Annotated in this window: 21 protein-coding genes; 11 read left to right on the top strand and 10 right to left on the bottom strand. The window is 65.9% G+C overall.

Annotation, left to right across the window (positions count from 1 at the left end; genetic code table 11):
• The first annotated feature begins 42 nt into the window (after positions 1-42).
• On the top strand, positions 43-879 hold the full coding sequence (locus C2U58_RS06445) for a polysaccharide deacetylase family protein (protein ID WP_102945091.1): 837 nt from the start codon (positions 43-45) through the stop codon (positions 877-879).
• Between the two features lie 258 nt (positions 880-1,137).
• Here the strand turns inward: C2U58_RS06445 and C2U58_RS06450 are convergent, their stop codons facing one another.
• From C2U58_RS06450 to C2U58_RS06460, 3 genes are read right to left on the bottom strand one after another with little or no spacing between them, the layout of a single operon-like run.
• Positions 1,138-1,896 carry a methyltransferase domain-containing protein gene (locus C2U58_RS06450; RefSeq protein ID WP_102945092.1) on the bottom strand — a complete coding sequence of 253 codons (759 nt, stop codon included), beginning with the start codon at positions 1,894-1,896 and terminating at the stop codon, positions 1,138-1,140.
• Entirely contained in the window at positions 1,836-2,459 is a 624-nt protein-coding gene (locus C2U58_RS06455; RefSeq protein ID WP_102945093.1) for an SGNH/GDSL hydrolase family protein, read from the bottom strand. Before C2U58_RS06455 ends, C2U58_RS06450 begins: the two co-directional genes overlap by 61 nt.
• Before the next feature lies 1 nt (position 2,460).
• Complete coding sequence (locus tag C2U58_RS06460; protein ID WP_102945094.1) at positions 2,461-3,735, bottom strand: pyridoxal phosphate-dependent aminotransferase; 1,275 nt, start codon at positions 3,733-3,735, stop codon at positions 2,461-2,463.
• A gap of 85 nt (positions 3,736-3,820) precedes the next feature.
• Between C2U58_RS06460 and rsgA the strand changes: the two genes are divergently transcribed.
• Entirely contained in the window at positions 3,821-4,909 is a 1,089-nt protein-coding gene (gene rsgA, locus C2U58_RS06465) for a ribosome small subunit-dependent GTPase A (RefSeq protein WP_102945095.1), read from the top strand.
• A 9-nt stretch (positions 4,910-4,918) separates the two neighbouring features.
• Here the strand turns inward: rsgA and C2U58_RS06470 are convergent, their stop codons facing one another.
• Complete coding sequence (locus C2U58_RS06470; RefSeq protein WP_216362391.1) at positions 4,919-5,290, bottom strand: MbcA/ParS/Xre antitoxin family protein; 372 nt, start codon at positions 5,288-5,290, stop codon at positions 4,919-4,921.
• Positions 5,291-5,490: 200 nt separating this feature from the next.
• Here C2U58_RS06470 and C2U58_RS06475 point away from each other — a divergent pair, with 200 nt between their 5' ends.
• Positions 5,491-6,732: a flavohemoglobin expression-modulating QEGLA motif protein gene (locus tag C2U58_RS06475; protein WP_102945096.1), complete on the top strand. Its 1,242-nt coding sequence runs from the start codon at positions 5,491-5,493 to the stop codon at positions 6,730-6,732.
• 84 nt (positions 6,733-6,816) lie between these two features.
• On the opposite strand, the gene C2U58_RS06480 is transcribed toward C2U58_RS06475, so the two are convergent.
• On the bottom strand, positions 6,817-7,770 hold the full coding sequence (locus C2U58_RS06480; RefSeq protein WP_172448093.1) for a hypothetical protein: 954 nt from the start codon (positions 7,768-7,770) through the stop codon (positions 6,817-6,819).
• A 675-nt stretch (positions 7,771-8,445) separates the two neighbouring features.
• Between C2U58_RS06480 and C2U58_RS06485 the strand changes: the two genes are divergently transcribed.
• Positions 8,446-10,740 carry a TonB-dependent receptor gene (locus tag C2U58_RS06485; RefSeq protein WP_102945098.1) on the top strand — a complete coding sequence of 765 codons (2,295 nt, stop codon included), beginning with the start codon at positions 8,446-8,448 and terminating at the stop codon, positions 10,738-10,740.
• Positions 10,741-10,861: 121 nt separating this feature from the next.
• On the opposite strand, the gene phbB is transcribed toward C2U58_RS06485, so the two are convergent.
• The 3 genes from phbB to C2U58_RS06500 are packed head-to-tail and all read right to left on the bottom strand — an operon-like array spanning position 10,862 to position 14,153.
• Positions 10,862-11,602: an acetoacetyl-CoA reductase gene (phbB, locus tag C2U58_RS06490; RefSeq protein ID WP_102945099.1), complete on the bottom strand. Its 741-nt coding sequence runs from the start codon at positions 11,600-11,602 to the stop codon at positions 10,862-10,864.
• Positions 11,603-11,618: 16 nt separating this feature from the next.
• A complete protein-coding gene (locus tag C2U58_RS06495; protein WP_102945441.1) occupies positions 11,619-12,944 on the bottom strand; it encodes a CitMHS family transporter in 1,326 nt (441 codons plus the stop codon).
• 27 nt (positions 12,945-12,971) lie between these two features.
• On the bottom strand, positions 12,972-14,153 hold the full coding sequence (locus C2U58_RS06500) for a porin (protein WP_253256679.1): 1,182 nt from the start codon (positions 14,151-14,153) through the stop codon (positions 12,972-12,974).
• 186 nt (positions 14,154-14,339) lie between these two features.
• Between C2U58_RS06500 and C2U58_RS06505 the strand changes: the two genes are divergently transcribed.
• From C2U58_RS06505 to C2U58_RS06535, 6 genes are all read left to right on the top strand, one after another.
• Positions 14,340-15,029 (top strand): response regulator transcription factor, encoded by a 690-nt coding sequence (locus C2U58_RS06505; RefSeq protein ID WP_102945101.1) that lies wholly within the window; start codon positions 14,340-14,342, stop codon positions 15,027-15,029.
• Positions 15,016-16,401, top strand: a complete 1,386-nt coding sequence (locus tag C2U58_RS06510; RefSeq protein ID WP_102945102.1) for a sensor histidine kinase — start codon at positions 15,016-15,018, stop codon at positions 16,399-16,401. Before C2U58_RS06505 ends, C2U58_RS06510 begins: the two co-directional genes overlap by 14 nt.
• Positions 16,402-16,439: 38 nt before the next feature.
• Positions 16,440-17,477: an ABC transporter substrate-binding protein gene (locus C2U58_RS06515; protein ID WP_102945103.1), complete on the top strand. Its 1,038-nt coding sequence runs from the start codon at positions 16,440-16,442 to the stop codon at positions 17,475-17,477.
• A 140-nt stretch (positions 17,478-17,617) separates the two neighbouring features.
• The gene (locus C2U58_RS06520) at positions 17,618-18,271 is read left to right on the top strand and encodes a response regulator transcription factor (RefSeq protein WP_102945104.1); all 654 of its coding nucleotides are present in this window, start codon (positions 17,618-17,620) and stop codon (positions 18,269-18,271) included.
• A gap of 633 nt (positions 18,272-18,904) precedes the next feature.
• Positions 18,905-19,231, top strand: coding sequence for a hypothetical protein (locus C2U58_RS19805; RefSeq protein ID WP_146033421.1), 327 nt, complete (start codon positions 18,905-18,907; stop codon positions 19,229-19,231).
• A gap of 450 nt (positions 19,232-19,681) precedes the next feature.
• The gene (locus tag C2U58_RS06535; protein WP_102945106.1) at positions 19,682-20,353 is read left to right on the top strand and encodes a hypothetical protein; all 672 of its coding nucleotides are present in this window, start codon (positions 19,682-19,684) and stop codon (positions 20,351-20,353) included.
• 161 nt (positions 20,354-20,514) lie between these two features.
• On the opposite strand, the gene C2U58_RS06540 is transcribed toward C2U58_RS06535, so the two are convergent.
• Positions 20,515-23,163 carry a PAS-domain containing protein gene (locus C2U58_RS06540; RefSeq protein WP_102945107.1) on the bottom strand — a complete coding sequence of 883 codons (2,649 nt, stop codon included), beginning with the start codon at positions 23,161-23,163 and terminating at the stop codon, positions 20,515-20,517.
• A 56-nt stretch (positions 23,164-23,219) separates the two neighbouring features.
• Positions 23,220-24,386: a porin gene (locus C2U58_RS06545; RefSeq protein WP_102945108.1), complete on the bottom strand. Its 1,167-nt coding sequence runs from the start codon at positions 24,384-24,386 to the stop codon at positions 23,220-23,222.
• Between the two features lie 260 nt (positions 24,387-24,646).
• Here C2U58_RS06545 and C2U58_RS06550 point away from each other — a divergent pair, with 260 nt between their 5' ends.
• Positions 24,647-25,996 carry a dicarboxylate/amino acid:cation symporter gene (locus tag C2U58_RS06550; RefSeq protein WP_102945442.1) on the top strand — a complete coding sequence of 450 codons (1,350 nt, stop codon included), beginning with the start codon at positions 24,647-24,649 and terminating at the stop codon, positions 25,994-25,996.
• The last annotated feature ends 255 nt before the right edge of the window (positions 25,997-26,251 follow it).

The raw sequence follows: 26,251 nt of genomic DNA on the forward strand, positions 1-26,251 counted from the left end.
AGTTTCGAACCGCTCATTCTACGCCGCATGGCATCATGGGGCATGACTGTCCCGGAAACGTTGCATCGCATTCCCCGCCGCCCGTGGCGCTGGCTCCCCTGGCTGGTGGCCTCCCAGATGCTGGTGGTACTGGCCTGGTGGGCCTGGGGCTGGGCCGTCGGCCTGCCGCTGATGGTGGCCTCGCACGCGCTGTTCATGGTGCCGGTGTTCCTGCCCAACAGCCGTTTCTACGCGCCGGTGCTGAGCCGCCTGCCCGGGCCGGCGCCGCACGTATGGCTGACCCTCGATGACGGCCCTTCGGCCGAGACCCCGGCGGTGCTGGACCTGCTCGACCGCTACCAGGCCAAGGCCACCTTCTTCATGGTCGGCGAGCGCGCCGCCGCCCAGCCGGCACTGGTGCGCCAGGTGCTGGCGCGTGGCCATGACCTGGGCAACCACAGCCACAGCCACCCGCAGACCCGGTTCTGGCGGCTGGGCCCGGCGACGATGGCCGACGAAATCGCCCGCTGCCAGCAGACCCTGACCGACATCGCCGGCAGCCCGCCGCGCTGGTACCGCTCGGTGGTAGGCATGACCAACCCGTTCGTCGCCCCGGCGCTGAAGCGCTGGGACCTGACCCGGGTCGGCTGGAGCGCGCGCGGCTTCGACGGCGTGGACTGCCAGCCGCAGCAGGTCGTTGACCGCGTTGTGACTGACCTGAAACCCGGCGCGATCGTGCTGCTGCATGAAGGCGCTGCGCACGGTCACAACCTCGCGATCATTGAAGCGGTGTTGCAGGCGATGCAGAAGCGCGGTCTGCAGGCAGTGCTGCCGGATGCGCCTGCTCCCACTGCTGGTGAACCCAGCTGCCCAGCGAGGCCTGCGCCCACAGCAGGGTGATCGACAGGCCCAGCGCCAGCACGCCGGTGACCCGGCGGCGCTGGTGCTGCAGCGCGCAGCCGATGCCCAGCAGCAGGCCCACGATGGTCACGCCCAGGCTGACGAACAGCATCACCAGCACCGCGACCGGCACGTCCTGCATGTCCGCGTAGCGGGGCAGGTGCGCTACGTGCGCGGTGACCGCAAACAGCACCAGGGCCACCAGGCTCACCACCAGTGCGGCAACACCCAGCGCGGAATGGCGGGGCCCGGTCCTGGTCATGCGATCTCCCCGCGCACGGCAACCACCAACCAGTTGTTGAACGGCGTATTGCCATACAGCGGCGTCATCTGCAGCTGCAGCCCGGCCGCTTCCAGCGGTGCACGCACGCTGGCTGCGTCCGGATAATGGCGCGGGCGCGTGCCCATCCAGCCCACCAGATGGGCCAGCATGTCGGTGACGCGGGTGGTGCGGTCGCGGCCGCTGTTGTCGGCCAGCGTGGTGCGGATCACCAGTCGGCCACCGGGCGCAACGCGCGCTGCTGCATCGCGCAGCAACACCGGTTGGGCCTCGGCCGGCAGGTACTGCAGCACATCCAGCAGGGCCACGCTGCCGTGGTGGTCGGGCAGGGCAGCACTGGCGTCCACGCAGTCGAAACGCGCCTCGGCCAGCGCCGCACGCGCACCGGCGCGCTGCGCGCGGGCAATCTTGTCGGCATCGATATCCACGCCCAGATACGGCTGGCTGCGGTCATGCTGGCGCAGCACATGGGCCAGCAGGCCCAGCCCGCAGCCGATGTCCAGCAGCGGGCGCGAACACGGTGCCAGCGCCGCCAGCACGCCCGGGTACAGCGGGTCGCTGCCGAGCTTGCCGCGGCTGTAGTAGTAATCGCGGCGGTTGCCGAAGCGGTGCGCCGGGCGGTACGCCTCGGCGATGCGGTGGGCCTGTTTCCTGGCCAGTGGTGATGCGTCCGTGCTCAGCGTGCTGCTCCGTTGTCCAAGAGGTTGCGCGCCACTGGCAAGGCCAGGCGCGTCCATTCGGTGTACATCGCGGCGGACGGATGCAGGCCGTCTTCGACCAGCATCGCCGGTTCGGCACCGCGTTCGCGGCTGACGGGCGTGATGTCCACGAAGGCCACGCCATGGTCGGCGCAGATCGCCTTCGCGGCGGCATTGTAGGCGTCCAGCTCGCGTGCGATCTGCGCGGGATCACGCTTGTTGTCTCGTGCGAATGGAGTCACACCCCAGTCCGGAATCGACAGCACCAGCACGCGCTTGGGGCGGTCTTCAGCAAACGCGATCGCGCGCTGCAGCAGCGCGGTGAAGCGCGGGCGGTAGTCGTCCACGCTGCGTCCGCGATACTGGTCGTTGACCCCGATCAGCAGGCTGACGAAGCCGAACGGACCCTGCGGTGCGGCGGCATCGATGCCTGCATCCAGCTCGTCGGTGGTCCAGCCGGTGGTGGCGATGATCTGCGGCTCGGCCACCACGTGACCGGCCTCCTGCAGCGCCGTGGCCAGCTGCACCGGCCAACGCCCCGCCGGGGCCACGCCTTCACCGATGGTGTACGAATCGCCCAGCGCCAGGTAGGAAACCGCCACCTCAGGCCACCGCACTGCGCGGCTTGAGGGGCACTACCTTGGTATTGGCTTCAGCGCGGCGCGCCAGCGCCCGGTCGATGCGCGCGAACACATCGCGCATCACCTCGGCCTCCGGCAGCAGGGTCACGCGGAAGTGGTGGCGGTAGGGCACGTTGAAGCTCGAGCCCGGCACCACCAGCACGCCTTCCTGGTTCATCAGGTCGAGTGCGAAATCGTGGTCGTCGAAACTGCGCGCCGCGTCGCCCACCACCGCCGGGAACGCATACAGCGCACCGGCCGGCGCCACCAGCGAAAGGTGCTCGCTGGCGTTGCAGGCCTCGATCACCGCACGCCGGGTTTCATACAGGCGGCCACCGGGCGCGCACAGCACCGACACCGTGTCCGGCCCGTTCACCGCCGCATCGATGGCGTACTGGCCCGGCACGTTCGCACACAGGCGCAGCGCGCTGAGCAGGTCCATCGCCGCGCGGAACTCGCCCAGGCGCTCGGCGGCGCCGGACAGCATCGCCCAGCCCACGCGCCAGCCGCAGGCGCGATGCACCTTGCTCAGGCCGCTGAAGGTGATGCACGGGTGCTCGCCGGCCAGTGGGGCCACCGGCTGGAACTGCGCGCCGTCGTACAGGATCTGGTCGTAGATCTCATCGACCATCAGCAGCAGGTTGTGCTTGGCCGCAACGGCGACAATGCGCTCCAGCAGCTCGCGCGGGTAGCTGGCGCCGCTGGGGTTGTTCGGGTTGATCAGCACGATCGCGCGGGTGCGCGAGGACACCAGCGATTCGATCTCCACCGGGTCCGGCTGGAAGTTGTTCTCCGGCGCGCAGCGGTAGTACACCGGGCGGCCGTCGTTGAGGATGGTCGCCGCCGACCACAGCGGGTAGTCGGGCGAGGGCACAAGCACTTCGTCGCCGGGGTTGAGCAGGGCGCGCAGCGACAGGTCGATCAGCTCGCTCACCCCGTTGCCGATGAACACCCGGTCCGGGTGCGCGTCGGGGGCGCCACGGCGGGCATACGCGGCGGCAATCGCCTCGCGTGCCTCGGGCAGGCCCTGCTGGTGGGTGTAGGGGTCGGTGCGGCCCATGTCGTCGGCAATGGCGCGCTGCAGGTGCTCCGGCGCGCGGAACCCGAAGTTGCCCGGGTTGCCGATGTTCAGCTTGATCAGCTTGCGCCCCTGTGCCTCCAGCTCCCGCGCTCGCCGCGCCAGTTCGCCCCGGATCTCGTAGCGGACTTCGGACAGGCGCTCGCGGGTAGCAAGCGGCTTCAGCGGGGGCGTTGACATGACTGGGCCGTGGTTTCGGGCATGGAAATCGCATGGTAGCGGAAATGCTGCGGTGCGGTTGCAGCCCTTCGCCTAGAATGGGGCCATGAGCGAACCGATCGACTTCCGCGCCCTGCAGACCATGGGCTGGCCCTGGGCAGGCGCCCCCGAGCTGCCGGCCTGGCAGGCCCTGTTCGACGCCCACCCGCAGGCCCGCCCGGGCCGGGTGGTCGAACAGCACCGGACCGGCTACGTGGTGGCCGACGCCCCGGGCGCGGCGATCAAGACCGAATCGCCCGCCGAATGGCAGCGCCCGCGCTTCCCCAGCCACGAACGTGCGGCGGTGGGCGACTGGGTGCTGCTGGAAGGCAACCTGATCGTGGCGCTGCTGCCCCGCCGTACCGCAATCAAGCGCGGTGCAGCGGGCGAGCATTACCACCAGCAGGTGATCGCGGCCAACATCGATACCGTGTTCATCGTCTGCGGGCTGGATTCGGACTTCAACCCGCGCCGGATCGAGCGCTACCTGATGCTGGTCGGCGGCGGTGGCGCGCGCCCGGTGGTGGTGCTGACCAAGGCCGACCAGACCGAATACAGCGAAGATGCCCTGGCCGTGCTCGAAGAGCTGGCTGCACAGGACATCCCGCTGCTGGCCATCAACGGCCGCGACCCGGCCAGCGCCAGCGCGCTTCTGCCATGGCTGGGCGCCGGCCAGACCGTGGTCCTGGTCGGTTCCTCCGGCACCGGCAAGTCGACCCTGACCAATACGCTGCTCGGCTACGAGCTGATGAAGACCGCCGAAGTGCGCGGCAACGACTCCAAGGGCCGCCACACCACCACCCACCGCGCGCTGATTCCAATGCCCTCCGGCGCCTGCCTGATCGACACCCCCGGCATGCGCGAGCTCAAGCCCACCGGTGAAGAAGCGCTGGGCGAAGTGGGCTTTGCCGACGTCGAAGCGCTGGCCGAACAGTGCCGCTTCCGCGACTGCGCCCACCAGCGCGAGCCCGGCTGCGCCGTGCGCGCGGCCATCGACTCCGGCGAGCTGGACGAAGAGCGGCTGCTGAACTACTTCAAGCTGAAGGAAGAAGTGGCGGCGGCCGCTGCCAAGCTGGCAGTGCGCCAGGCGCAGCAGGCGATTGAACGCAAGCACGTGAGCAAGGGCGCCCAGTGGCGCCCGACCAAGAAGCGGTAACGCCTGGCGTCATTGGTAGGCGCCGCTTTGGATGGCGCTCAATAGCCGCATGACCGAGTCGCGACCGGCGGGGGTGTCCATTACCTCGGCCGGGGCCCGACCGCCCAGGGCCGGCTGCGGCCGCTGGATCCAGTCGCCCACCCACCGCTCCACATCGAAGGTGCCGGCCTCAGCTCTGTCTGGCTCGGCCGCCAGCATGTCTTCAACGCGGTTGATGAGCTCCGTCACGCCGGGCGCGGACTGCCCGTTAGTTCCTGCGCACAGGGACTCTTCGCGCATCTTCTTGATGGAGTCGGCTTTGGGGCTGTGCACGAAGGTCTGGAAAGTGACGGTGCCGTCGAATATCCCATCAATGGGCTCTCTGACCACCTGGTAAGGCACGCCATCGCGCTCGATCCAGCCCTCTTTGGCAAGCGGCGCCCCGCGTAGCAAGGCCCTGAAGGCCGGACCTTGACCGGAAGCTGGTGCCCCAGAGCTGACGCTTCCCGCACGGAGTGCGCCCGTCCGGACGCACGAGCCGCCCGCGTACCCTGCCCACCCCGCGCCGACCCTGCTACTGTCTCTGTATGAACAGCGCGCCCATGACCATGGACCGTGACGTAGCCCACCACACGGCGCTGGACGCCCGGCTGGTGGAGGCGGTTGGCGGCATCCGCCTGCTGACGTTGACCAGCTGGCCAGCCGCGCTCCAGGCCCCGTTTCTCGCCAGTGTTGCGCGTGGGCAACCGGTACTGCCGGTGCTGGAATATCCAAAGCTCGATTTCACCGACACCCGCCGCGAACTGGCCGCGCTCAGCGCCCAGTGCGACCTCAGCCACCCGCTGGGGCTGTACATCCAGCGTTCGGCCCACAGCTGGGACCTGGCCGCCGGCCTGCTGGAATCGCTGGGTACCGCTGAAGTGGACCGCTATTCGGTAGAGCTCTTCGGATCACCCGAGCAGCCGTTGCCCGGCAACGGCCCCAGCACGCGCGAGGCGGCCCGGCATTTCATCCAGATCGCGCAGGAGCTGGATCACGAGCTGCTGGCTCCGGAGGAGCAGGTACCGGTTTCGGCGACCGCGCTGCAGCTGCAATTGCAGAGCGACCTGGACGCCTTCTTCGAATCGCGCATCATCAGCGTGCAGCTGGACCCGGAACTGATCTCCAAGGCGGCCGCCGGTCCCACCCGCATCCGCCTGCGCACCAGTGCGCGCTTCAGCGCCTACGACCGTGCGCAACTCTTCCATCACGAAGCGCTGGTGCATTCGCTTACCGCGCTCAATGGGCGTGAACAGCCGCACCTGCCCAGTCTTGCGCTGTCCTCGCCGCGCGTGACCGCTACCCAGGAAGGCTTGGCGACGTTTGCCGAACAGATCACCGGCAGCATCGATATCGAGCGGCTCAAGCGCATCAGCCTGCGTACCGAAGCCATTGCGATGGCGCGCGAAGGCGCGGACTTCATCCAGGTGTTCCGCTATTTCTGCGATGCGGGGCAGAGCAACGAAGAGAGCTTTGCGTCCGCGCAGCGCGTGTTCCGTGGCGTGCCGGCTACGGGTGGCGCGGCGTTTACGAAGGACACCGTTTACCTGCGTGGTCTGGTCTCGGTGCATACCTTCTTCCGTCACATGCTGGCTGAGGACCGCCTGCAGAATTGCCGTTGGCTGTTCGCGGGGAAGATGTCGCTAACCGATGCAATTGATTTTGCGCCGCTGTTCGAAGAGGGCATCCTGCGGCCACCGCGCTGGTTGCCGCACTGGGTGAGTCGTGCGAATGGGTTGGCGGGGATGCTGGCGTTCTCCTTGTTCGCCAATCGCATACGGATGGATCAGCTGGCGGCGGAATGAGTTGCCGCTACGCGCAATGCTGTACCCGTTCGTTTGGATGTCCGCTCTTGGCCGAAAGCAGACATGCGCCGGCATTTATACGCGTCATTGGTGGACGCCGGTACTTCTCTCGTGCACCCCATCTGACGCTCCCCCTGCGAGCATTGTCCGAGGGCGGCTGGCTACATGCATTAAATGGGAAACTAGCCAAGCGCGTGTTTCTGGGCGCCAACTGATAACAGGGTTTCCTGCGGGCAGCGCATGCCACTGGACGTCATGGTTGGCATCCATGATCCCGCTTTTGAAGTTCAGGGGAAATAGCACTTGCGGACCACCTACGGTCTGACTGTAGTTGCTATAGATCAATTGATCGTCGCAATGCGCTGCGGTGATAATCCCCTTCTCCAGTGTTGTCTTATGCATCACGGCGAAGCCGGTAGTGCATGTTCTGCCGTTAGCTTGAAGTATTCCGCCGCCGGCGGTGTAGGCCAGGTTGCGCGGGACTGAGGCGCCAGGGATAAGTTCCACCTTCAGCTTCGTCGCACGTTGGATATCCTCGACGGCATCCTTGTACTCGTCAACATCCCCGCCGCTTATTCGAACTTGAATCATTCCGAGCTCGGGGCGACCAATGATTCCGGTGGCTCGCGGTATCAACTCCGTGATTCTGGAAATGGACTTGCTCAACACCGCCTTGAACTCTTGCTCGGTGTAGAGGTAGCCCGGTTCGAACTCCACCCCAACTAGTGATCCTGACACAGTGATTTGTTGTCGACTCTCCATCGCAGCACCCTTGAGCCCAACAAGGATGTGTTGATCGGGGGACGATTCAACCGATATGAACGCAACTCGATCACGATAGCGCGACCGCAGTGCGTCAATATAGGGGGGAAGTTCGGACTCGATTTGCAGCCGTCTTCTTGCCACCTCCAGCGATACACCGCTATTAGCCATGTAAGATTTAGCGGCGGCGTCAGCTTCTGCGTTCGTCCCACCTGGGGGCACGGCCATAAGCCCGTGGGCCGAAGCTAGAACTAGAACCAGCGGAGCAAGCATCATCGGTGTTTCCTCCATAATTAACCGAGTGGTGGGATCGCCCTGGACCCCACACGGAGGGTAGCAACCCTAGCGCGAACATTCTTGGCTCAGTGCCCGCAGGTTCTCTGTACGTGACTGATTTCACTCTTTCACGGCACCCATTTCGCCAAACACTCTAACCATTGGATCTGGTCCGATTGCTCTTCGCGGCCGAGCAATCGTCGGTTTGACGCTTCAGCAGGTGGATAAGCTAGCTCGGCATGCCGCGGTGCATGTCGCATCTAGATAGCAGTACGCCTGGCCTGCGCGTGAAGTTTGGTGTTGCCGATGTCCGCTTGTGGGCGAAAGTGGACATCCGGTGAGGATGGTGCCTGCCTGGGCGATTCAGTTCGATGGCTTGAGGGTGTCTCCGATGTTCGACGAGACGGCTCGCACGCGATGTTGGTGAATACAGATGCACTCATTGGTCTGCTAAAGGAGCAACTGGTGCAGCTTCTTCAACATCACTTGGAATACCTGCGGATAGAGCTTTTACCGCGCGACCTGGCGCGCTGACCGACTCAGTTTCAACGTTCCTTGATCAATGTCGCAATTTGGAACACCCGAGTTCGCACGTAAGAATCCTTTAATCTTCCGCTAGCACCATGGCGACGCACCTGCACCCCGCAGGCCATCTCCATCTTGCAACGGACCCTCATGCTCAACCGACCCCTGACGATCGCCGTGGCGATCGCGCTGTGCGCTGCCAATGCAAATGCCGCCGACGTAGATGCCGCGCTTGGCGTCGACTCGGCTGCCACCGCCCGCACGCTGGACGCCGTCTCCGTCATCGGCCAGGGCGAGACCCGTCAGGTGCAGCGCATCACCATCGCTGACAAGCAGGTGTTGCCGCCTGGCACCAGCGCACAGAAGATCCTCGACCGGCTGCCCGGCGTGTCGGTGCAGTCGAACGACGCCTTCGGCGCCAACGAAGAATCCCAGACCATCAGCCTGCGCGGCTTCGACAAGAGCCGCTTGGGCTACACGCTCGACGGCCTGCCGCTGGGCGACAACAGCTACGGCAACTACAACGGCCTGAGCATCGCGCGTGCGCTGATCGCCGAGAACCTGGCCGGCGCCGAGCTCTCGCAGGGCATCGGCTCGCTGGGCGTGGCCTCCACCAGCAACCTGGGCGGCACCATACAGTACTTCTCGCAGGACCCGTCCACCGAGTTCGGTGGGCGTGCCAGCGTCACCGTGGGCGATGACAACCAGCGGCGCGGCTACCTGCGCGTGGACACCGGCGACCTCAACGGCTTCTCGGCCTATGTCTCCGGGGTACACCAGGACGCCGACATGTGGGCCGAGCCGAACCAGAACCAGACTACCCGCCAGTTCAACGCCAAGGCGGTGTGGCAGGTGGGCGACCATCGCTTTGGCGCCTTCGCGGCCACCTCGCGGGTCAGCCAGGCCAACTACGCTTACCTCTCCAAGAGCATGCTCGCCCGTGGCCTGGGCTGGGACTGGAACATCTACGCACCGGACTGGGACCGGGCCCTGGCGGCCGCCTACTGCGCACCGGCGACGTACAACGCGCAGCGCTGTGAGTTCAGCGGCGGCGTCAACAGCATCGACGATGCGTACTACCAGAGCCGTGCGCTGCGCGACGACAACCTGTACTCGCTCGACGCCGACTTCGCACTGGGCGACACCGCCCGCCTGAAGCTGCTCGGTTACCACCATGAGAACCGCGGCCAGGGCCACTGGTGGGCACCCGGCCAGCCGTCCAACCCGGGCACGCCGCAGGCGCTGCCCATCTCCATCCGCAGCACCAACTACACCATCAACCGGCAGGGCATCACCGCCGCGCTGAGCTGGCAGTGGGGCCTGCACGAGCTGGAAGCGGGGCTGTGGTACGAGCGCAACGACCACAACGTGGAGCGCAACTTCTACTACATCACCGGCCCGTTCCTGGACGACGGCTATCTGAACTACCCGAACCGCCGCCTGTTCGACCAGGACTACGACATCCGCACGCGCCAGTTCTACGTGCAGGACCGCATGCGCTTCATGGATGACCGCCTGACCGTGGATGTGGGTATCAAGAGCCCGAACACCCGCATGACGGCAGTTTCAAAGCCGGGCACCGAGGCCAGCTACGCCTCGGGCACGCTCACTGCGAAGGAATCGGTGCTGCCGCAGGCAGGTATCGGCTTCAAGCTCAGTCCGAGGAATGAGCTGTTCGCGTCCTACTCTGAGAACATCGCTGCCTTCATCGGTGGCGGCAGCGGCGGCCCGCTGCAGGTCTCGCCGGAGTCGTTCGCGGCCAGCGTGGATGATCTGGAGCCGGAGAAGTCGCGGACGCTGGAAGCAGGCTTCCGCACCTTTGGCGAGAAGTACCAGGCCTCAATCGCGGCCTACCACGTGATGTTCGACAACCGCCTGCTATCGCTCAATCCGTGTACCAGCATTGAGATGGGCACCCGCCCGGAGTGCATCACGCGCTTCATCAACGTCGGTTCGGTGAAGAGCCAAGGTGCGGAGCTGACCTTCATCCTCAAGCCGGTGGAAGGGCTGCAGTGGTACAACGCGGTGTCGTGGAACAAGACCACCTATGAAGATGACTACATCTCCGGCGGTGTAGTGGTGCCGGTGGCCGGGAAGATCACCGTGGATACGCCGCAGCAGATGGTGTCCAGTGAGATCAGCTGGAACCGGGATGGCTTCTTTGCCAGCCTGCGCGGCAAGTACACCGGCAAGCGGTACTACACGTATACCAACGACCAGTCGGTACCGGGCGTGACCACGTTTGATGCGGGTATGGGGTACTCGTTCGGGCCGGGCATGGGGCTGCGGGACGTCAAGGTGGCGCTGAATGCGACCAACCTGACCAACAAGCGGTATGCCGGGCAGCTGAGCTCGTTTGCGCCGACTGACCCGAATGGAACTCGGTATGCGATTCATGCAAGCGCGCCGCGCCAACTGTTCCTGACCTTCGGCGCGGAATTCTGACGTAGTGCCGGCCGCCGGCCGGCTCCACGTGGTCTACGTCTCGTTCGACATACCGCCTGGAGCCGGCCAGCGGCCGGCACTACGAGGGTCGGGTGCGGCCGGCCGTTCGGGGCGTGACCGCTCAGAACATATGCAACCCACCGTTCACCGCATAATCCGCCCCAGTGACGTACGCGGCATCATCCGAAGCCAGCCACGCACACAGGCTGGCCACTTCTTCAGGCTTCCCCAACCGCCGGATCGGCACCGATCCGGCCAGGCGGTCCAACACATCCGGCGGGAAGCTGCTGATCGACTGGCTGGCGATATACCCGGGCGAGATGGTATTCACCGTCACCCCACGCGTGGCCACCTCATTGGCCAGTGCCCGGCTGAACCCATGCATCGCCGCCTTGGCGGTGGCAAAGTTCACCTGGCCGATCTGGCCCTTGTGCGCGCTCACCGAGCCGATGTTCACGATCCGGCCCCACCCGCGCGATGCCATGCCATCAATCACCTGCTTGGTGATGTTGAACAACGCATGCAGGTTCGAGCCCATCACCGCGTTCCAGTCGTCCTGGCTCATCTGCCGGAACAGCACGTCGCGGCTGCCGCCCGCATTGTTGACCAGCACGTCGATCTCACCGACTTCGGCCTTCACCTTGGCGAAGGCGGCCACCGTGGACTGCCAGTCGGCCGCGTTGCCTTCGGAGGCGATGAAGTCAAAGCCCAGCTCGCGCTGTTCGCGCAGCCATGCGGCTTTGCGTGGCGAATCCGGTGCGCAGCCAGCCACCACCGTATGGCCGTTGCGGGCCAGTTTCTGGCAGATGGCGGTGCCCACGCTGCCCATGCCGCTGGTGACGTATGCAATGCGAAGGGTCATCTCGATATCTCCAGGATCAGGCCGCGAAGGGATACAGCGCGCACAGCAGGCTGCCGAACATCAGCACCAGTGAGACCATCACCGCCCATTTCAGGGTGAACTTCTGATGGTCGGCGAACTCAACCTTGGCCAAGCCCACCAGCAGGTAGGTCGAAGGAACCAGCGGGCTGAGCAGATGCACCGGCTGGCCGGCCAGCGAGGCGCGCGCCATTTCCACGGGGGTGATGCCGTAGTTGCCGGCCGCCTCGGACAGGATCGGCAGCACGCCGAAGTAGAAGGCGTCGTTGGACATGAAGAAGGTGAACGGCATCGAGGCCAGCGCGGTGATCACCGCCAGGTACGGGCCCCAGGCATCGGGAATGACCGCCAGGAAGCTTCGCGACATCGCCTCCACCATGCCGGTGTTGTTGAGGATGCCGGTGAAGATGCCCGCTGCGAAGATCAGCGACACCACCGAAAGCACGTTGCCGGCATGGTTGACCACGCGGCGGCGCTGCTCGGCCAGGTTCGGGTAGTTGATCACCAGTGCGATCGCAAAGCCGACCATGAACAGCACCGGCATCGGCAGCACGCCCATCACCAGCGCGGTCATCAGGGCCAGGGTCAAGGCCAGGTTCACCCACAGCAGCTTCGGGCGCTTGGTGTCTTCGGCATCTTCCACGGTGGGCAGCGAGCCGTCGTCTGACACGCTGGAATCCATCCAGCTGCCACCCGTCGGCAGCTTCACCACGCCCAGGCGGCGGCGTTCCTTCAGGCCCAGGTACCACGCCAGCAGCAGCACCGACGCACAGGCCAGCACCATCGCCGGAATCAGCGGCACGAACACATCGGCCGGGTCCACGTGCAGCGCCGTGGCCGCGCGTGCGGTCGGTCCGCCCCACGGGGTGAGGTTCATCACACCGCCGGCCAGGATGGTCACGCAGGTCATGTTCAACGCGTTCATGCCCAGGCGCTGGTACAGCGGCAGCATGGCGGAGACGGTGATCATGTAGGTGGTGGAGCCGTCGCCATCCAGCGAGATCAGCATCGCCAGCGCCGCTGTGCCGAGCACGATCTTCATCGGGTCGCCCTTGACCAGGCGCAGGATGATCCGCACCAGCGGATCGAACAGGCCGGCGTCGATCATCACCCCGAAGTACAGGATGGCGAACATCAGCATCACGCCGGTGGGCGCGATCTTCTTGATGCCGTCGAGCATCATCTGGTCGATACCCGCACCGAACCCGCCCACCAGCGCGAACAGGATGGGAATGGTGATCAGCGCGACCAGCGGCGACAGTCGTTTGCTCATGATCAAGTACATGAACGTAATGACCATGCCAAAACCGAGGATGCTCAGCATCATCTGCGGGTTTCCTTGCAAGGGGGGTTAGAAATCGAACTGCAGGCGGCCGGTGACCGCGCGGGTGTGGTCCACGGTGGCCGCCGCCAGGTAATCGCGGTTGCGGCTGTCGATCAGGTTCAGCATGAAGCGCAGGTTCGGGCGCATGTACCAGTTGCCGCCCAGCGTCCACGCCTCGGTGCGTGCGTCGATCAGGTCCGGCTGGCCGAACAGGTGCTGCTCGCCGCGCATCTGGTCGTAGCGCAGCGCCAGCTCGAAGGCGCCGGCCTTGTGCCGGATGTCCTTGATGCGTGCGAAGCGACCGGTCTTGCGGTCGTAGCCGCGCGACTCGCCGGTCACGAACCAGCTGAGCATGCCGTAGCCGGCCAGCACCGTGCCGCGCTGGCTGCCATCATCGAAGGTGGCGCCACTGAACTCGCCCTGCCAGCTCAACGGGCCACGCACCTGCGCGTACTCCAGCGACCACTTGTTCACGTCGGTGTCGCGGCCAGCCGAGAAGTCGATCAACGTCAGGCGGCTGTTGTCGGAGAGGTGCCCGGCCGGGCGCGGGCGGATCCGCAGGGCCGGCACGCCGTTTGCGCCGGGGGTGTCGTAGCGCTCGTGCGCCAGCGAAAGGCCCAGGTGCAGCACGTTGCCCGCGGTGGCGCCCGGCGCCCAGGTGGCACGGCCGCCGGCCGCACGGCCCTTCACCTGCCATGCGTCGATGCTTTCCAGGCTGTAGGCGCTGGCCGCCCAGGTCATGTCGTCCTTGGCGGCCTGCCACGAGGCACCCAGCCTGTACAGCGGCGCCAGCGTGGTGCCGGCATTGCCGCGCTCCAGGAAGCTGCCGTAGTTGGAACCGGTGCGGTCGTCCAGCGAGAAGAACTGCTTGAACTGGCCGATGCTGAGCTTGCCGCCGCTGAAGTCGCGGCTGACATACACGTCCTTGGCTTCCACCTGGTCGCCGGAGAAGTCCGCTTCCAGCTTGTAGTCCACCACGAAGAACTTGCCCGAGACATCCAGCCAGGCGCGGCGGATCTCGGTGTCGTCCTTGTTCGGAGTGCCGCGCGAATCGTTGTCGAAGTCGGCGAAATCCAGGTGCAGGCGACCGCCGAGGGTGGCGGTGACCAGGCGGTCGGCGTCGGTATCGTCGGCGGCCCAGAGCGGGGCGGCGGCCAACAGCAGGGTGCAGGCGGCCAGCCCGCGGCAGCGCAGGAGTTGGTGGTGCATGAACCCTCCCAGGTACATGGCGTGGGAGGGCAGGGCACCGGGGCCGCGCATTCCCGCAGGTTGTCGATGGCGCAGCCTAGAGCGGGGAAGCTGTCATCCACCTGTCGGCGCCTGTTGCAGCGCAGCGCAACCCACGAAACACGCCGCTCGCGCTAGGATTCCCGCAACGTTCCCCATTCCTGCCCCATGCGCATCCTGCTGGTCGAAGACAATCCGGACCTGGCCGACGCCATCGTTCGCCGCATGCGCCGCAGCGGCCACGCGGTGGATTGGCAGAGCGACGGCCTGGCCGCCGCCAGCGTGCTGCGCTACCAGAGTTTCGACCTGGTGGTGCTGGACATCGGCCTGCCCAAGCTCGACGGCCTGCGCGTGCTGGCCGGCATGCGCGAGCGTGGCGACGCCACACCCGTACTCATGCTGACCGCGCGCGATGGCATTGAAGACCGCGTGCAGGCGCTGGACGTGGGTGCGGATGATTACCTGGGCAAGCCGTTCGACTTCCGCGAATTCGAGGCGCGCTGCCGCGTGCTGCTGCGACGCACGCGCGGACAGGCCAGCGAAGTGGTGCAGATTGGCGGCTTCCAGTTCGACAACGCCTCGCATCGGGTGAGCCTGGATGGGCAGCCGATCGAGCTGCCCAACCGTGAGTACCGCCTGCTGGAAATCCTGATGGGCCGGCTGGGCCACGTGGTGGGCAAGGATGAGATCGGCAATGGCTTGTTCGGCTTCGACGACGAGGCCGGTCCTAATGCCATCGAGCTTTACGTCGGCCGCCTGCGAAAGAAGTTGGCCGACGCACCGCTGCGCATCGTCACCGTGCGCGGCAGTGGCTACCTGCTCGAAGCCATCGACGGCGCGCCCGATGCCCAAGGCTGAAACCCGCGCCCCCAGCTCGCTGCGGCGCACGCTCACCCTGTACCTGGGCGTGCTGCTGGCGGTGTTCGCGGTGGCGTTGCTGTTCGCCGCGCGCGACTACGGCCAGCGTGCCGCCAACCGGTCCTACGACCATCTGCTGGTGTCGTCCGCCTTGTCCATCATCGACTCGGTGGCGCTGGTGGATGCGCAGTGGCAGGTGGATCTTCCCTATGCCTCGCTCGACCTGCTGGCGATGGCGCCGGATGATCGCGTGTTCTACCGCGTCTATGACGCGAAGGGCCGCACGGTCACTGGTTACCCGGACCTGCCGCCGCCGCCACGCACGCCCACCGACGAACCGCAGTTGTTCGATGCGCAGTACAGCGGGGAAACCGTTCGGTTCGTAGTGGTGTCGCGTCGCGTTTCATCGCCCTCGGCCCAGGCTGAAGTGCGGGTGCAGGTGGGACAGACCCGCTTGGCGCGCGAAGCGGTGGCGCAGGAGATCGTCAACCGTGCGTTGATCGCCATTGTGGTTCTTTCGCTTCTGTCGTTGGCACTGGTCGCGTTCGGCGTACACCGCGCGTTCCGTCCGCTGGTGAAGGTGGAGCGCGAACTCTCGCGGCGCGAGCCGTCCGACCTGAGCCCGTTGGACGCCCGCGTGCCGCGCGAGATGGACCAGATGGTGGCCGCCTTGAATCGCTTCATGGCGCGCTTGTCCACCAGCAATGAAACCCTGCGCGCCTTCATGGCCGAAGCCGCCCACCAGATGCGCACCCCGTTGGCCGCGCTGCGCGCCCAGGCACAGCTCGCACTGGACGACGAAGACCCCGAAGACATGCACCGCAGTTTGGTCGCCATCGACCGCAACGCCACCCACATGAGCCGCCTGCTCAACCAGCTGCTCAGCGATGCCAGCGTCATCCACCGTTCCAACCTGCAGCGCTTCGCGCCGGTGGACATGGTGGAAACCGTGCACCAGGCGCTGCATGAAGCGCTGCCGCAGGCGTTGCCGGCCCCGCGCGTGCAGCTGGCCGTAGGTGTGGCATCCAGCCGCGTGCAGGGCGACGCGCTGCTGCTGCGCGAAGCGATCAAGAACCTGATCGACAACGCCATCAAATACGGCGGCGACGGCCCGCTGCAGGTGGCGCTCACCGAAGAAGCACAGCACTGCGTCATCACCATTGCCGACCATGGCCCGGGCATTCCACCCGGCGACGCCGAGCGCGTCTTCGAGCGTTTCGCCCGCGGCGAAGAAGCCCCCGCGGGCGGGGCAGGGCTGGGCTTGGCCATCGTCAAGCGCGTAGTGGATAGCCACGGCGGCCACATCGACCTGAGCAACCGCCCGGGCGGCGGGCTGGTTGCCACCATTCGTTTGCCGAGGCTGCACGCATGATGCGCACTACCCTCATTCCTGGCGCGCTCGCGCGGGTGATGCGCCCGTCGGGCATGGCCCTGCTGCTCATCAGTGGCCATGCTCTGGCTGCACCCGGCGACATCCAGCGCTTCCCGGCCAACGGCACAGCCACGTCGGAACTGCGCATCCACGGTTCGACAGACATCGAAGTCTTCAGCACCGTCATCGCCGACTACCAGCGCCTGTACCCGGGCACGGAGGTTGTATACGAAGATGTCATCACCCAGGACATGTACGCCCAGTACCTGCGCGACCGGAACCGTCCCGACGGCCCGGACATGCTGATCAGCAGCGGCATGGACCTGCAGGCCAAGCTGGTCAACGACGGCTACGCCCTCTCGCACCGCTCCCCGCAGACCGAAGCACTGCCCGCGTGGGCGCAGTGGCGGCATGAAGCCTTCGGCATCAGCTACGAACCGGTAGCGATGGTCTACAACACCCGCACCCTGCCAGCCGCCCGCGTCCCCCGCACCCGCAGCCAGCTGCTGGAACTGCTGCGCGCCCCGGATGCCCCGCTGGCCGGCAAGGTGGGCACGTACGACGTGGAACGAAGCAGCGTGGGGTATCTGCTTGCCACCCAGGACGGCCAGCGCGGCAGCATGGCGGGTGCATTGCTGGGCGCGCTCGGCGACAACCAGGTGCAGCTGGAAGAGCGCACGGGTGTGTTGCTGGACAAGGTAAGCAGCGGCCAACTCTCACTGGTCTACAACGTGCTGGGTTCGTACGCGCAGGCGCGGATTGATGCAGGTGCCCCACTGGGAATAGTGGAGCCGGAGGACTACACGCTGGTAGTCCTGCGCACCGCCGTGATTCCGCGCACGGCCCACAACGCCACCGAAGCACGGCGCTTCCTCGATTACCTGCTGTCACCACGAGGCCAGCAGGTGCTATCCCGTGAAGCCAGGCTCATGTCGATCCTCCCCAACCAGCGCAGCCCGACGCCGGGGCGCAGCTACCGCCCGATCCTGCTGGGCCCGGGGTTGCTGGTCTACCTGGATGGCCTGAAACGCCGCCAGTTCCTGGACGCCTGGAAGGGCAGTACCCAGCCCCGCTGACTCGGTAGCGCCGGGCTCTGCCCGGCCGCTCTTCGTTGCGCGCCGACCATCAACGAATTCGCAGGTAATTCACCCCGGTAGATCCACGCCCTGCGTGGATGCTCTTCGCGCCAACCCAAACCCCCCCCCTACAATGCCCCATGAGCGAAATCACCATCCTCGTGGCCGACGACCACCCGCTACTCCGCGCCGCCGTGGTCCATTCCCTGCGCCAGGCCCTCCCGGCCGTCCAGGTCATCGAAGTCGCCAGCGCGCAGTCGCTCGAAGCGGCGTTGAACCAGCACCCCGAAATCGAACTCGTCCTCCTCGACCTCACCATGCCCGGCGCCCGGGGCTTCTCCTCACTGCTCCACGTACGAGGCTCGCACCCGGACATCCCGGTGGTGATCGTCTCCTCCAACGACCACCCCCGCGTCATCCGCCGCGCCCAGCAGTTCGGTGCCGCTGGCTTCATTCCCAAATCGGCCCCGGCAGAAACCATCGGCCAGGCCGTCGCCGCCGTCCTCGACGGCAGCCTCTGGTTCCCCGCCATGGCCGCAGAGCGCTCCGAATCCGACGCCCTGCTCGCCGCCCGCCTCGCCCAGCTCACCCCGCAGCAGTTCCGCGTCCTGCTCTCGCTCGCAGATGGCCTGCTCAACAAACAGATCGCCTACGAACTGGGCCTGGCCGAAAACACCGTAAAGGTGCACGTCACCGCCATCCTCAAAAAGCTCGAATGCCACAGCCGCACCCAGGCCGCCGTGCTGGTGAAGGCGTTGGAACCCGAAGGTGACGCAGGCGCAGACCTGACGTAACACCGAGCTCGACACGTCCGCTTCAGGCCGGCGTGACATCGGACTCCGCTTGGCCGCATCGGCCCGACGTAGCGCCGGGCTCTGCCCGGCCGCGTCCGGCGTCGGAACTGGAACCGGAACCGGCACCGGCACCGGCACCGGCGGCGGCGGCGGCGGTAGGGTCGCACCCCAGTCGACCGCCGACCTTGCTCATCAGCGCGATGGGGCATGACCCAAACCGAAGACAGGCTTCTCTCCGTCCGCTATCACCGAGCATCCGCGCGGACACTCAAACAAGAGCACGTTGCCCTCAAGCTGCGGCCAGTGCTTCATAGCACGCATAACACATCCGCTCGGCCGGGCAGAGCCCGGCGCTACGGTGGGAATGTGTTGATCGCGACGTTCAGTAGTGCGTGCCTATCGAAACCTCAATATCATTCCAAACAAGCAATTTCACTTTGCGTGCGGCGTGGCGCATGGTGTTGCCTCGGAGCCTGAAAACTCCTCAAACACGCAGCTGTGGATGTCCAATGTCGGGAGGGTGGCGAAATACAACACCCTCGCGGAAATACGTCATGCCGTGTGTGTTTGAGCGGTTTCAGCCTCCCGACTCCCTCGCCATTCCGGCGAGGGAGACTTCCACGGAGGTGGCAAATGCGTCGTTCGAATTCCGAAGTTCCCTCAACCGAGCAACCCCAGACCCGTATCGGCATGCATGCGCCCGATACGCTGCGCATTGGCTCGCTTAGCCACCCTGGCGGTGTGCCAATGCCCGACGGTGGGCGCATTCCTTGCCTGATGTTGCGTGGCATGTGGATGGAGCGATTTGAGCTGCCGGTGGGTGGCAAGGTGATCGTGGAAGTGGAGCCGAAGCGGATCACGTTGACGCTGGATGAAACGCCGATTCCGGTGCCGTACCGGTATCGCGATCATGCGCCGAAGAAGAAGCGTCGCGCGACAGATGCCGATGGACAAATGTGATCGGTAGGGTCGCATCCCAATCGACCGCAGACCATGGTTGTGCGGTCGGTAGGGCATGACATTCGGCGGAGAAGCGCGTTTCGGTTTGGGGTCATGCCTTTGTCGCGGTGATCACCGTTACGTGCAGTCGACCGGGGTGCGACCCTACCAAGCGGGTCATGCACGTTGTGGATCCATACCGCGCTTCTACGGCAGAAGTCTCGTCAGACTAGTTCTGCGCTTTCCGTAGGGCGCGCCTGATGGTGGAGATATGTCATTCCCCACAGAATGACTGGGCGGATCGACCGCGCTTGTCTTCGAGAGCATCACCCTGAAAAAAGACTGGCCCCGCGAACGGGGCCAGTACGTACCTAGTGTCATCACCAGTAATGGTGGCTGGGAGAGGACGTGTTCCTAGGGCGGCAAGCGAAGGCTATCAGAACCTCCTGCTGGAGCAAAGTGAAGCGAAAGATGGACTGGCACCAGATGGAGCGCAACTTCTCGGCCGCAAGGATCGGGCGATACAAGGTCGCTCGCGGGGGCGACAGAGTGTTGGCGGTTTCAGACTACTCCCGGAACCTGCACCTGGCAGAGTCGATGATGCCGATGCTCAACGTGCTTGAGGTTGGACTCCGTAACGCGCTCTATGAACGCCTTGCCTGCTTGTATCGAAGGGAGGACTGGTGGGTTGAGTGGAGCGGTCGGTCCGAGTTCGCCCGATTATCGCGCTCGGTAGAGGAGGCCAAAAGCAAGTTGACGACCCGTCGAGAACGAGTCATTCCCGACAAGGTTCTGGCTGAGCTCACGTTCGGTTTCTGGTGCACTCTCTTCAATGCAAGCTACCAAGGCGAACTATGGAAAGAACTTCGCTTGGCGTTTCCGGCCTGTCCTCGGGACGAACGGAAACGGCGCACAGTTTGCGGCGCGTTGAATCAGGTGCGCGCGCTTCGGAATCGCGTCTTCCATCACGAGCCGCTCCTTTGGATGAAGCCAAATCTCAGTGAGCAACATGGCAAAGGCGTAATGGTCGTCGGTTGGATCGATCCTGCCCTCGCCGCATGGTTGGCGAGGCATGATCGATTTCCGGACATCTGGCCGGATGGGCCACGAAGCTGCATGGACCGATCCGACGGGGCCTGGTAGGGTCGCATCCCAATCGACCGCCAACCATGGTTGTGCGGTCGGTAGGGCATGACCTGCGGCGGAGAAGCGCGTTTTCGGTTTCAGGTCATGCCTTCGTCGCACGTATCACCGTTACGTGCAGTCGACCGGGGTGCGACCCTACCAAAGCGGTCCCTGCGGAGTTATGCCCTGTGCCGCACCAGCAACTGCGTCATCAACGCCCGCAACGCCGGCGGGCGGACCGGCTTGGAGAGGAAGCCCCAGCCATTCTCTGCTGCATGCGCCTTCAGCGCGTCGTCGCGCTCGGCGGTGACCAGGATCACCGGCGGGCGCGCCTGCCATAGTTCGCACAGATGCTCGTACAGGTCCGGACCATGCCACTGGCCCATGCGTACGTCCAGCAGCAACAACTGTGGCACGTTGAAGGTGGAGGCGATCTCCAGCGCGGCCTGCGGGCCATCTGCCAGCTCCACCACGCAGCCCCAGCGCTCCAGCAGGGCGCGGGTGGCGGCGCACACGCGCGGGTCGTCGTCAATGCTCCATACCCGGCACTGGCGCAGCGGGCTGTCGTCGCCCGCATCCACGGGTGCCACGGGTGCGGGCGCAGGCGCGGGAATCGCGGCCGCATCGCCCAGCGCCACCGTTACCGCGAATACGCTGCCTTGGCCTAAGGTGGAACGAAGGCTGATGCGGTGGCCCAACAGGCGGCCGATGCGCTCCACGATTGCCAACCCCAACCCGGCGCCGCGCTCCTGGTCCACGCCATCGTCCAGCCGGCGGAACTCTTCGAAGATCTCACCCTGCAGGCTTTCCGGAATGCCCGGGCCCTGGTCGTGCACTTCAATGCGCAGCTGGTCGCCCACGCGCCGGCAGCCGATCAACACCCGACCGCGCGGGGTGTAGCGCAGTGCGTTGGAAAGGAAATTCTGCAGGATGCGGCGCAGCAGCGCTTCATCGCTGACCACCACGGCGCGCGTGTCTACCCAGTCCAGCTGCAGGCCACGGCTCTGCGCGGCAATGCCGAACTCGCGCGCCAGCGTTTCCAGCAGCGGTGACAGCGCAAACGCGTGCACGTGCGTCTGCAATGTACCCGACTCCAGCCGCGAGATATCCAGCAGGCTGTTGAGGATGGAGTCCTGCGCCGCCAGTGCGGCATCCACATGCTCGCTCAGCTCTCGCGCATCGCCACTCAACTTGCCGCGCAGTACCGATACGAACATGCGCGCGGCATTCAACGGCTGCAGCAGGTCATGCACAGCCGAGGCCACGAAGCGACTCTTGTAGCGGTTGGCCCGCTCGGCCTCGCGGCGCGCTTCGTCCAGGTCGCGGGTGCGCTCGGCCACGCGGTGTTCCAGCGCGTCGGCCAGCGAGCGTAGTTCGCGTGCGGTGTTCTTGTAGGCGGTGATGTCGGCGTAGCTGGTGACGAAGCCGCCGTCCGGCAGCGGGTTGCCGCGGATCTCCAGCACGGTGCCGTCGTCTTTCTCGCTCTCGCGCATGTGCGGGCGGCCGCTGCGCAGGTGGTTCAGGCGGCGCTCGATGGCCTCTTCAATCGGACCGGGGCCAAGCAGGCCGCGCCGGGCGTTGAAGCGGAAGGCGTCGGCAATCGGGCGCCCCACCTGGATCAGGTCCGGCGGGAAGCGGAACAGTTCCAGGTAGCGCGCGTTCCACGCCACCAGCCGTTGTTCGCTGTCGATCACCACCACGCCCTGCGGCAGGTGGGCGAGGCTGCGGGCCAGGCCGCTGTCGGCCTGCTGCGCGGCCTGCAGGATGCCGTCCTGCGCGGTACGCAGTTCCTGTGCGTGCTGCTGAAGCACCGCTTCCAGCTCCAGCCGGCTGCGCTGGCGGTGCGATGCCAGGCGGCGCCGCTGCTGCACGAACAGGGTAAGGAAGCACAGCGCCAGCCAGATGCCGCCCGCCGCCAGCGCGGTGCTGCGGCCCACGGCGGCGCTGGCACCGGCGTCGTGCAGCAGGTGCAGCTTCCAGTGCGGGTCGATCAGTACATAGGTCTGCCACAGCACAGGGCGGGGCAGGGAAGGTTGCTCCAGCCGCACCATGCGGCCGCCGTCCTCCAGCAGGTTCAGCGTGCGCGAACGCAACGGCTGCAGCGAGCGGTCGGCGTACTGGCGGGTCGCCAGCATTTCTCGGCGCTCGGCCGGGGCGAGTGGGCGCAGCAGGCGGTAGCGCCAGTCATCGTGGTTGGACAGGAACACCACGTCGTGCGCGTCGCTGGCCATCACGATGTCCGGGCTCTGCAGCCATTCCTGTTCCAGCGCACGCAGTTCGATCTTGATCGCAATCACGCCGAGCACGCTGCCGTCGGTGTCGCGGATCGCCTGCGAGAGGAAGTAGCCCGGCACCGCCGTGGTCATGCCGATGCCGTAGAACCGCCCGCTGCCCTTTTCCATGGCCTGCTGGAAGTAGGGGCGGTAGCTGTAGTCCTCGCCCACGTTGGTGGTGGGCTGGTCCCAATTGCTGGCGGCCACGGCCACGCCATGGCGGTCGATCAGGGTGAGGGTGGAAGCGCGGGTTACGTTGTTGGCCTGCTGCAGTTTCAGGTTGAGACGGTGGCGCTCGGCATCATCCAGCGGCTGGCGCAATGCCTGCTGCAGGTCCGGGTCCAGCGCCATCACCTGCGGCAGGGTGCCGAAGCGGTCGATGCGCTGCTGCAGGGATTGCGCGTACAGGTCGAGCTGGCGGCGCACCTGGGTGCTTTCGGCCGCAAGGGCGCGCTGTTGCGCATAGCGGCCGGCAACAAGGCCGGCCAGCAGCGTACCGCCCACCATGACCAGCAGGGTCAGAAGCAGCGGGCGGTAGCGGGAGACGCGATACATGGCGTCAGTTTACGGTGTACCGGCGGGTGCACGTTGCGTGCACCCGCCGTGGGATATCAGAAGTGGACCTGCGCACGCAGCTCGAAGATTTCCGGCTTGGTCCGCACACCACGACGGCTCGCATCGGCCCACACGTAGTTCGCCTGGAACTTGAAGTGGCTGGTCAGGTACCAGTTCGCACCCACGGTCCAGTCGTGCTGGCGGCCGCCAAACACGTCGGCGTCGTCCAGGTCGATACGGCTGTAACGGGCCAGCAGTTCCACCGCGCCGTAGTTGTGGGCGGGCTTCACGTTGGCCACGGCGCCGGCGTTGTACGTGCGCGATTCGCCGGTGACGATCCAGCTGGCCATGGCGTACTGGCCATCACCGGTGTAATCCGGCTTGCCGTCACGGGTGACGGTGGTGCGCAGCGCTTCGGCCTGCACCGAGAACGGGCCACGGATCCAGATGCCTTCCACGCCGGTACGGCGAATCTGGTCGGCGGTGACCAGTGCGCCGGAATCGACCAGGCGGATGTCGGTCAGGCCGGCTTCCGGGCGGGCGCGCAGGCGGGCGCTGGCTTCGTGGTGCACGTCGCGGCCGTCGCGGTAACCGCGCGGGTTTTCCTGCGAATAGGCCAAGCCGAGGTGGATCACGTCGCCGGGTGCCTTCACCGGGGTCCACACGCCGCGCACGGCCTGGGTGGTGCCGGGGTTGTCACCCTGCAGGTCCTTGCCACCGTAGGCGCCGACCTGCATCAGGTAGGCCGGGCGCTCCAGCACCCATTCGGCACCGGTGCGGCGGCCGGCGTAGAACGCCTGCACGGGCAGGGCGGTTTCCATGAAGCTGCCGGCGCGCGAGGAGGTGTTGGCGTCCAGGCCCACCGGGGTCTTCATGTAACCGAAGCGGAAGCGGCCAACGTCCTTGCCGAACAGGGCCTTGCTCTCGAAGCGGAAGAACACGTCCAGCCAGGTGTCGGACTGGAAGTCGTAGTACACCATGGCGTCGTACACGCCCTTCTTCTTCAGGGTGGCGCCGAATTCCTTGCGGCGCACGGCGTCGTCGTCTTCAAAGGCGTTGTTGCCGGAGAAGTCGTTGAGGTCGTAGGCGATGTTGCCGGTGGCGGCCAGTTCGGTGCCGTCGTTGAAGGCGACCTTGGTGGGCCAGTTGTCCCAATCTGCGGCGGACGCAGCGAGTGGGGCGGAAAGGGCGGTCAGTGCAACAAACAGGGGGGTCAGGCGCATGGAGTGGGTCTGGCTTCAAAAAAGTGGGGCAGTACAAGAACGGCCGCGAGCGGGAAAACTGTGGGCCCACAAGGCCCGGAACGACACGGCCACCCGCCGCCGTGGGGGCGCGGTGCCGTTGCAGTGTAGGCACTGGGGCTGGCTGAACAGGGGGGCTAGTACCAATAGGTTATCTGCGTGGCGATGCAGCCGGCGTAAAAAGACCACGCCCGATGCCGCCGCCTGCGGCCGGCATCCCCGTGACACTGCCGGAGTTTCCCATGCACGTTCCCACCGCTGCCCCGCTTGCAGCCAAGCCGTTGCCGTTCTATCGCCAGCTGTATTTCCAGGTGGTGGTGGCGATCGTGCTGGGCGCCATCCTCGGCCATTACGAGCCGGCCTTCGCCGAGTCGCTCAAGCCGCTGGGCGATGGCTTCATCAAGCTGGTGAAGATGATCATCGCCCCGGTGATCTTCCTGACCATCGTCACCGGCATCGCCGGCATGACCCACCTGCGTACCGTGGGCCGGGTGTTCGCCAAGTCGATGGCGTACTTCCTGTTCTTCTCCACCCTGGCGCTGATCGTGGGCATGGTGGTGGCGCACGTGGTGCAGCCCGGCGCCGGCATGAACATCAACCCGGCCGACCTGGACCAGACCGCGGTGCACAGCTACGTGGAGAAGTCCCACGAGCTGACCCTCACCGGCTTCGTGATGGACATCATTCCGGCCACGCTGGTCAGCGCGTTCGTGGATGGCAACATCCTGCAGGTGCTGTTCGTGGCGGTGCTGTTCGGTATTTCGCTGGCCCTGGTGGGTGAGCGCGGCCGCCCGGTGCTGACCTTCCTGGAAGCCCTCACCGCCCCGGTGTTCCGCCTGGTGCACATCCTGATGAAGGCCGCGCCGATCGGTGCGTTCGGTGCCATCGCCTTCACCATCGGCAAGTACGGGGTGGGGTCGCTGATCAATCTGGCCTGGCTGGTGGGTTCGTTCTACCTCACCGCGTTCCTGTTCGTGGCGGTGATCCTGGGCGTGGTCTGCCGCCTGTGCGGGTTCTCGGTGTTCAAGCTGGCCCGCTACCTGAAGGCCGAGCTGCTGCTGGTGCTGGGTACCTCGTCCTCCGAATCGGCGCTGCCGTCGCTGATGGAAAAGATGGAAAAGGCCGGCTGCAGCAAGTCGGTGGTGGGCCTGGTGGTTCCGACCGGTTACTCGTTCAACCTGGACGGCACCAACATCTACATGACCCTGGCGGCGCTGTTCATCGCCCAAGCCACCAATACCGAACTGACCCTGGGCCACCAGATCGCGCTGCTGCTGGTGGCGATGCTGAGCTCCAAGGGTGCCGCCGGCGTGACCGGTGCGGGCTTCATCACCCTGGCCGCTACCCTGGCGGTGGTGCCGGAAGTGCCGGTGGCCGGCATGGCACTGATCCTGGGCGTGGACCGCTTCATGAGCGAATGCCGCTCGCTGACCAACTTCATTGGCAACGCGGTGGCCACCGTGGTGGTCTCGCGCTGGGAAGGCGCGCTGGACCGCGACCGCCTGGCGCTGGCGCTGGACGGTCGCGAAGCCGAGCTGCCGCCGCTGGCCACCGACGACCTGCCGTCGCCGCTGCCGGCCCCGGCCCGCTGAGGTTGACCCCTTACACGCCCTCCCCCCGAGTGTGTGTGGCCGGGCCCCGCTGTCCTCCCGGGCGGCGGGGCCCGGCTTTTTTCAATGCAGTATCCTGATGATGTCGTCTGTCATCGGAACCCGGCAGGCTGGCAGCACATACGCCAGCGAACGGCCTGTTTTGTGCGGTCGCAGCACCATCGCGACAGCGTAGCGACAGGTCCGCCCACGCCAACGGGGGTATGATCCCCTGTTCCTCTCGCCCATTCATCTGCA

Origin of the sequence: Stenotrophomonas sp. VV52, from assembly GCF_002893095.1 — a bacterium.
GTDB classification, from domain to species: Bacteria; Pseudomonadota; Gammaproteobacteria; order Xanthomonadales; family Xanthomonadaceae; genus Stenotrophomonas; species Stenotrophomonas aracearum.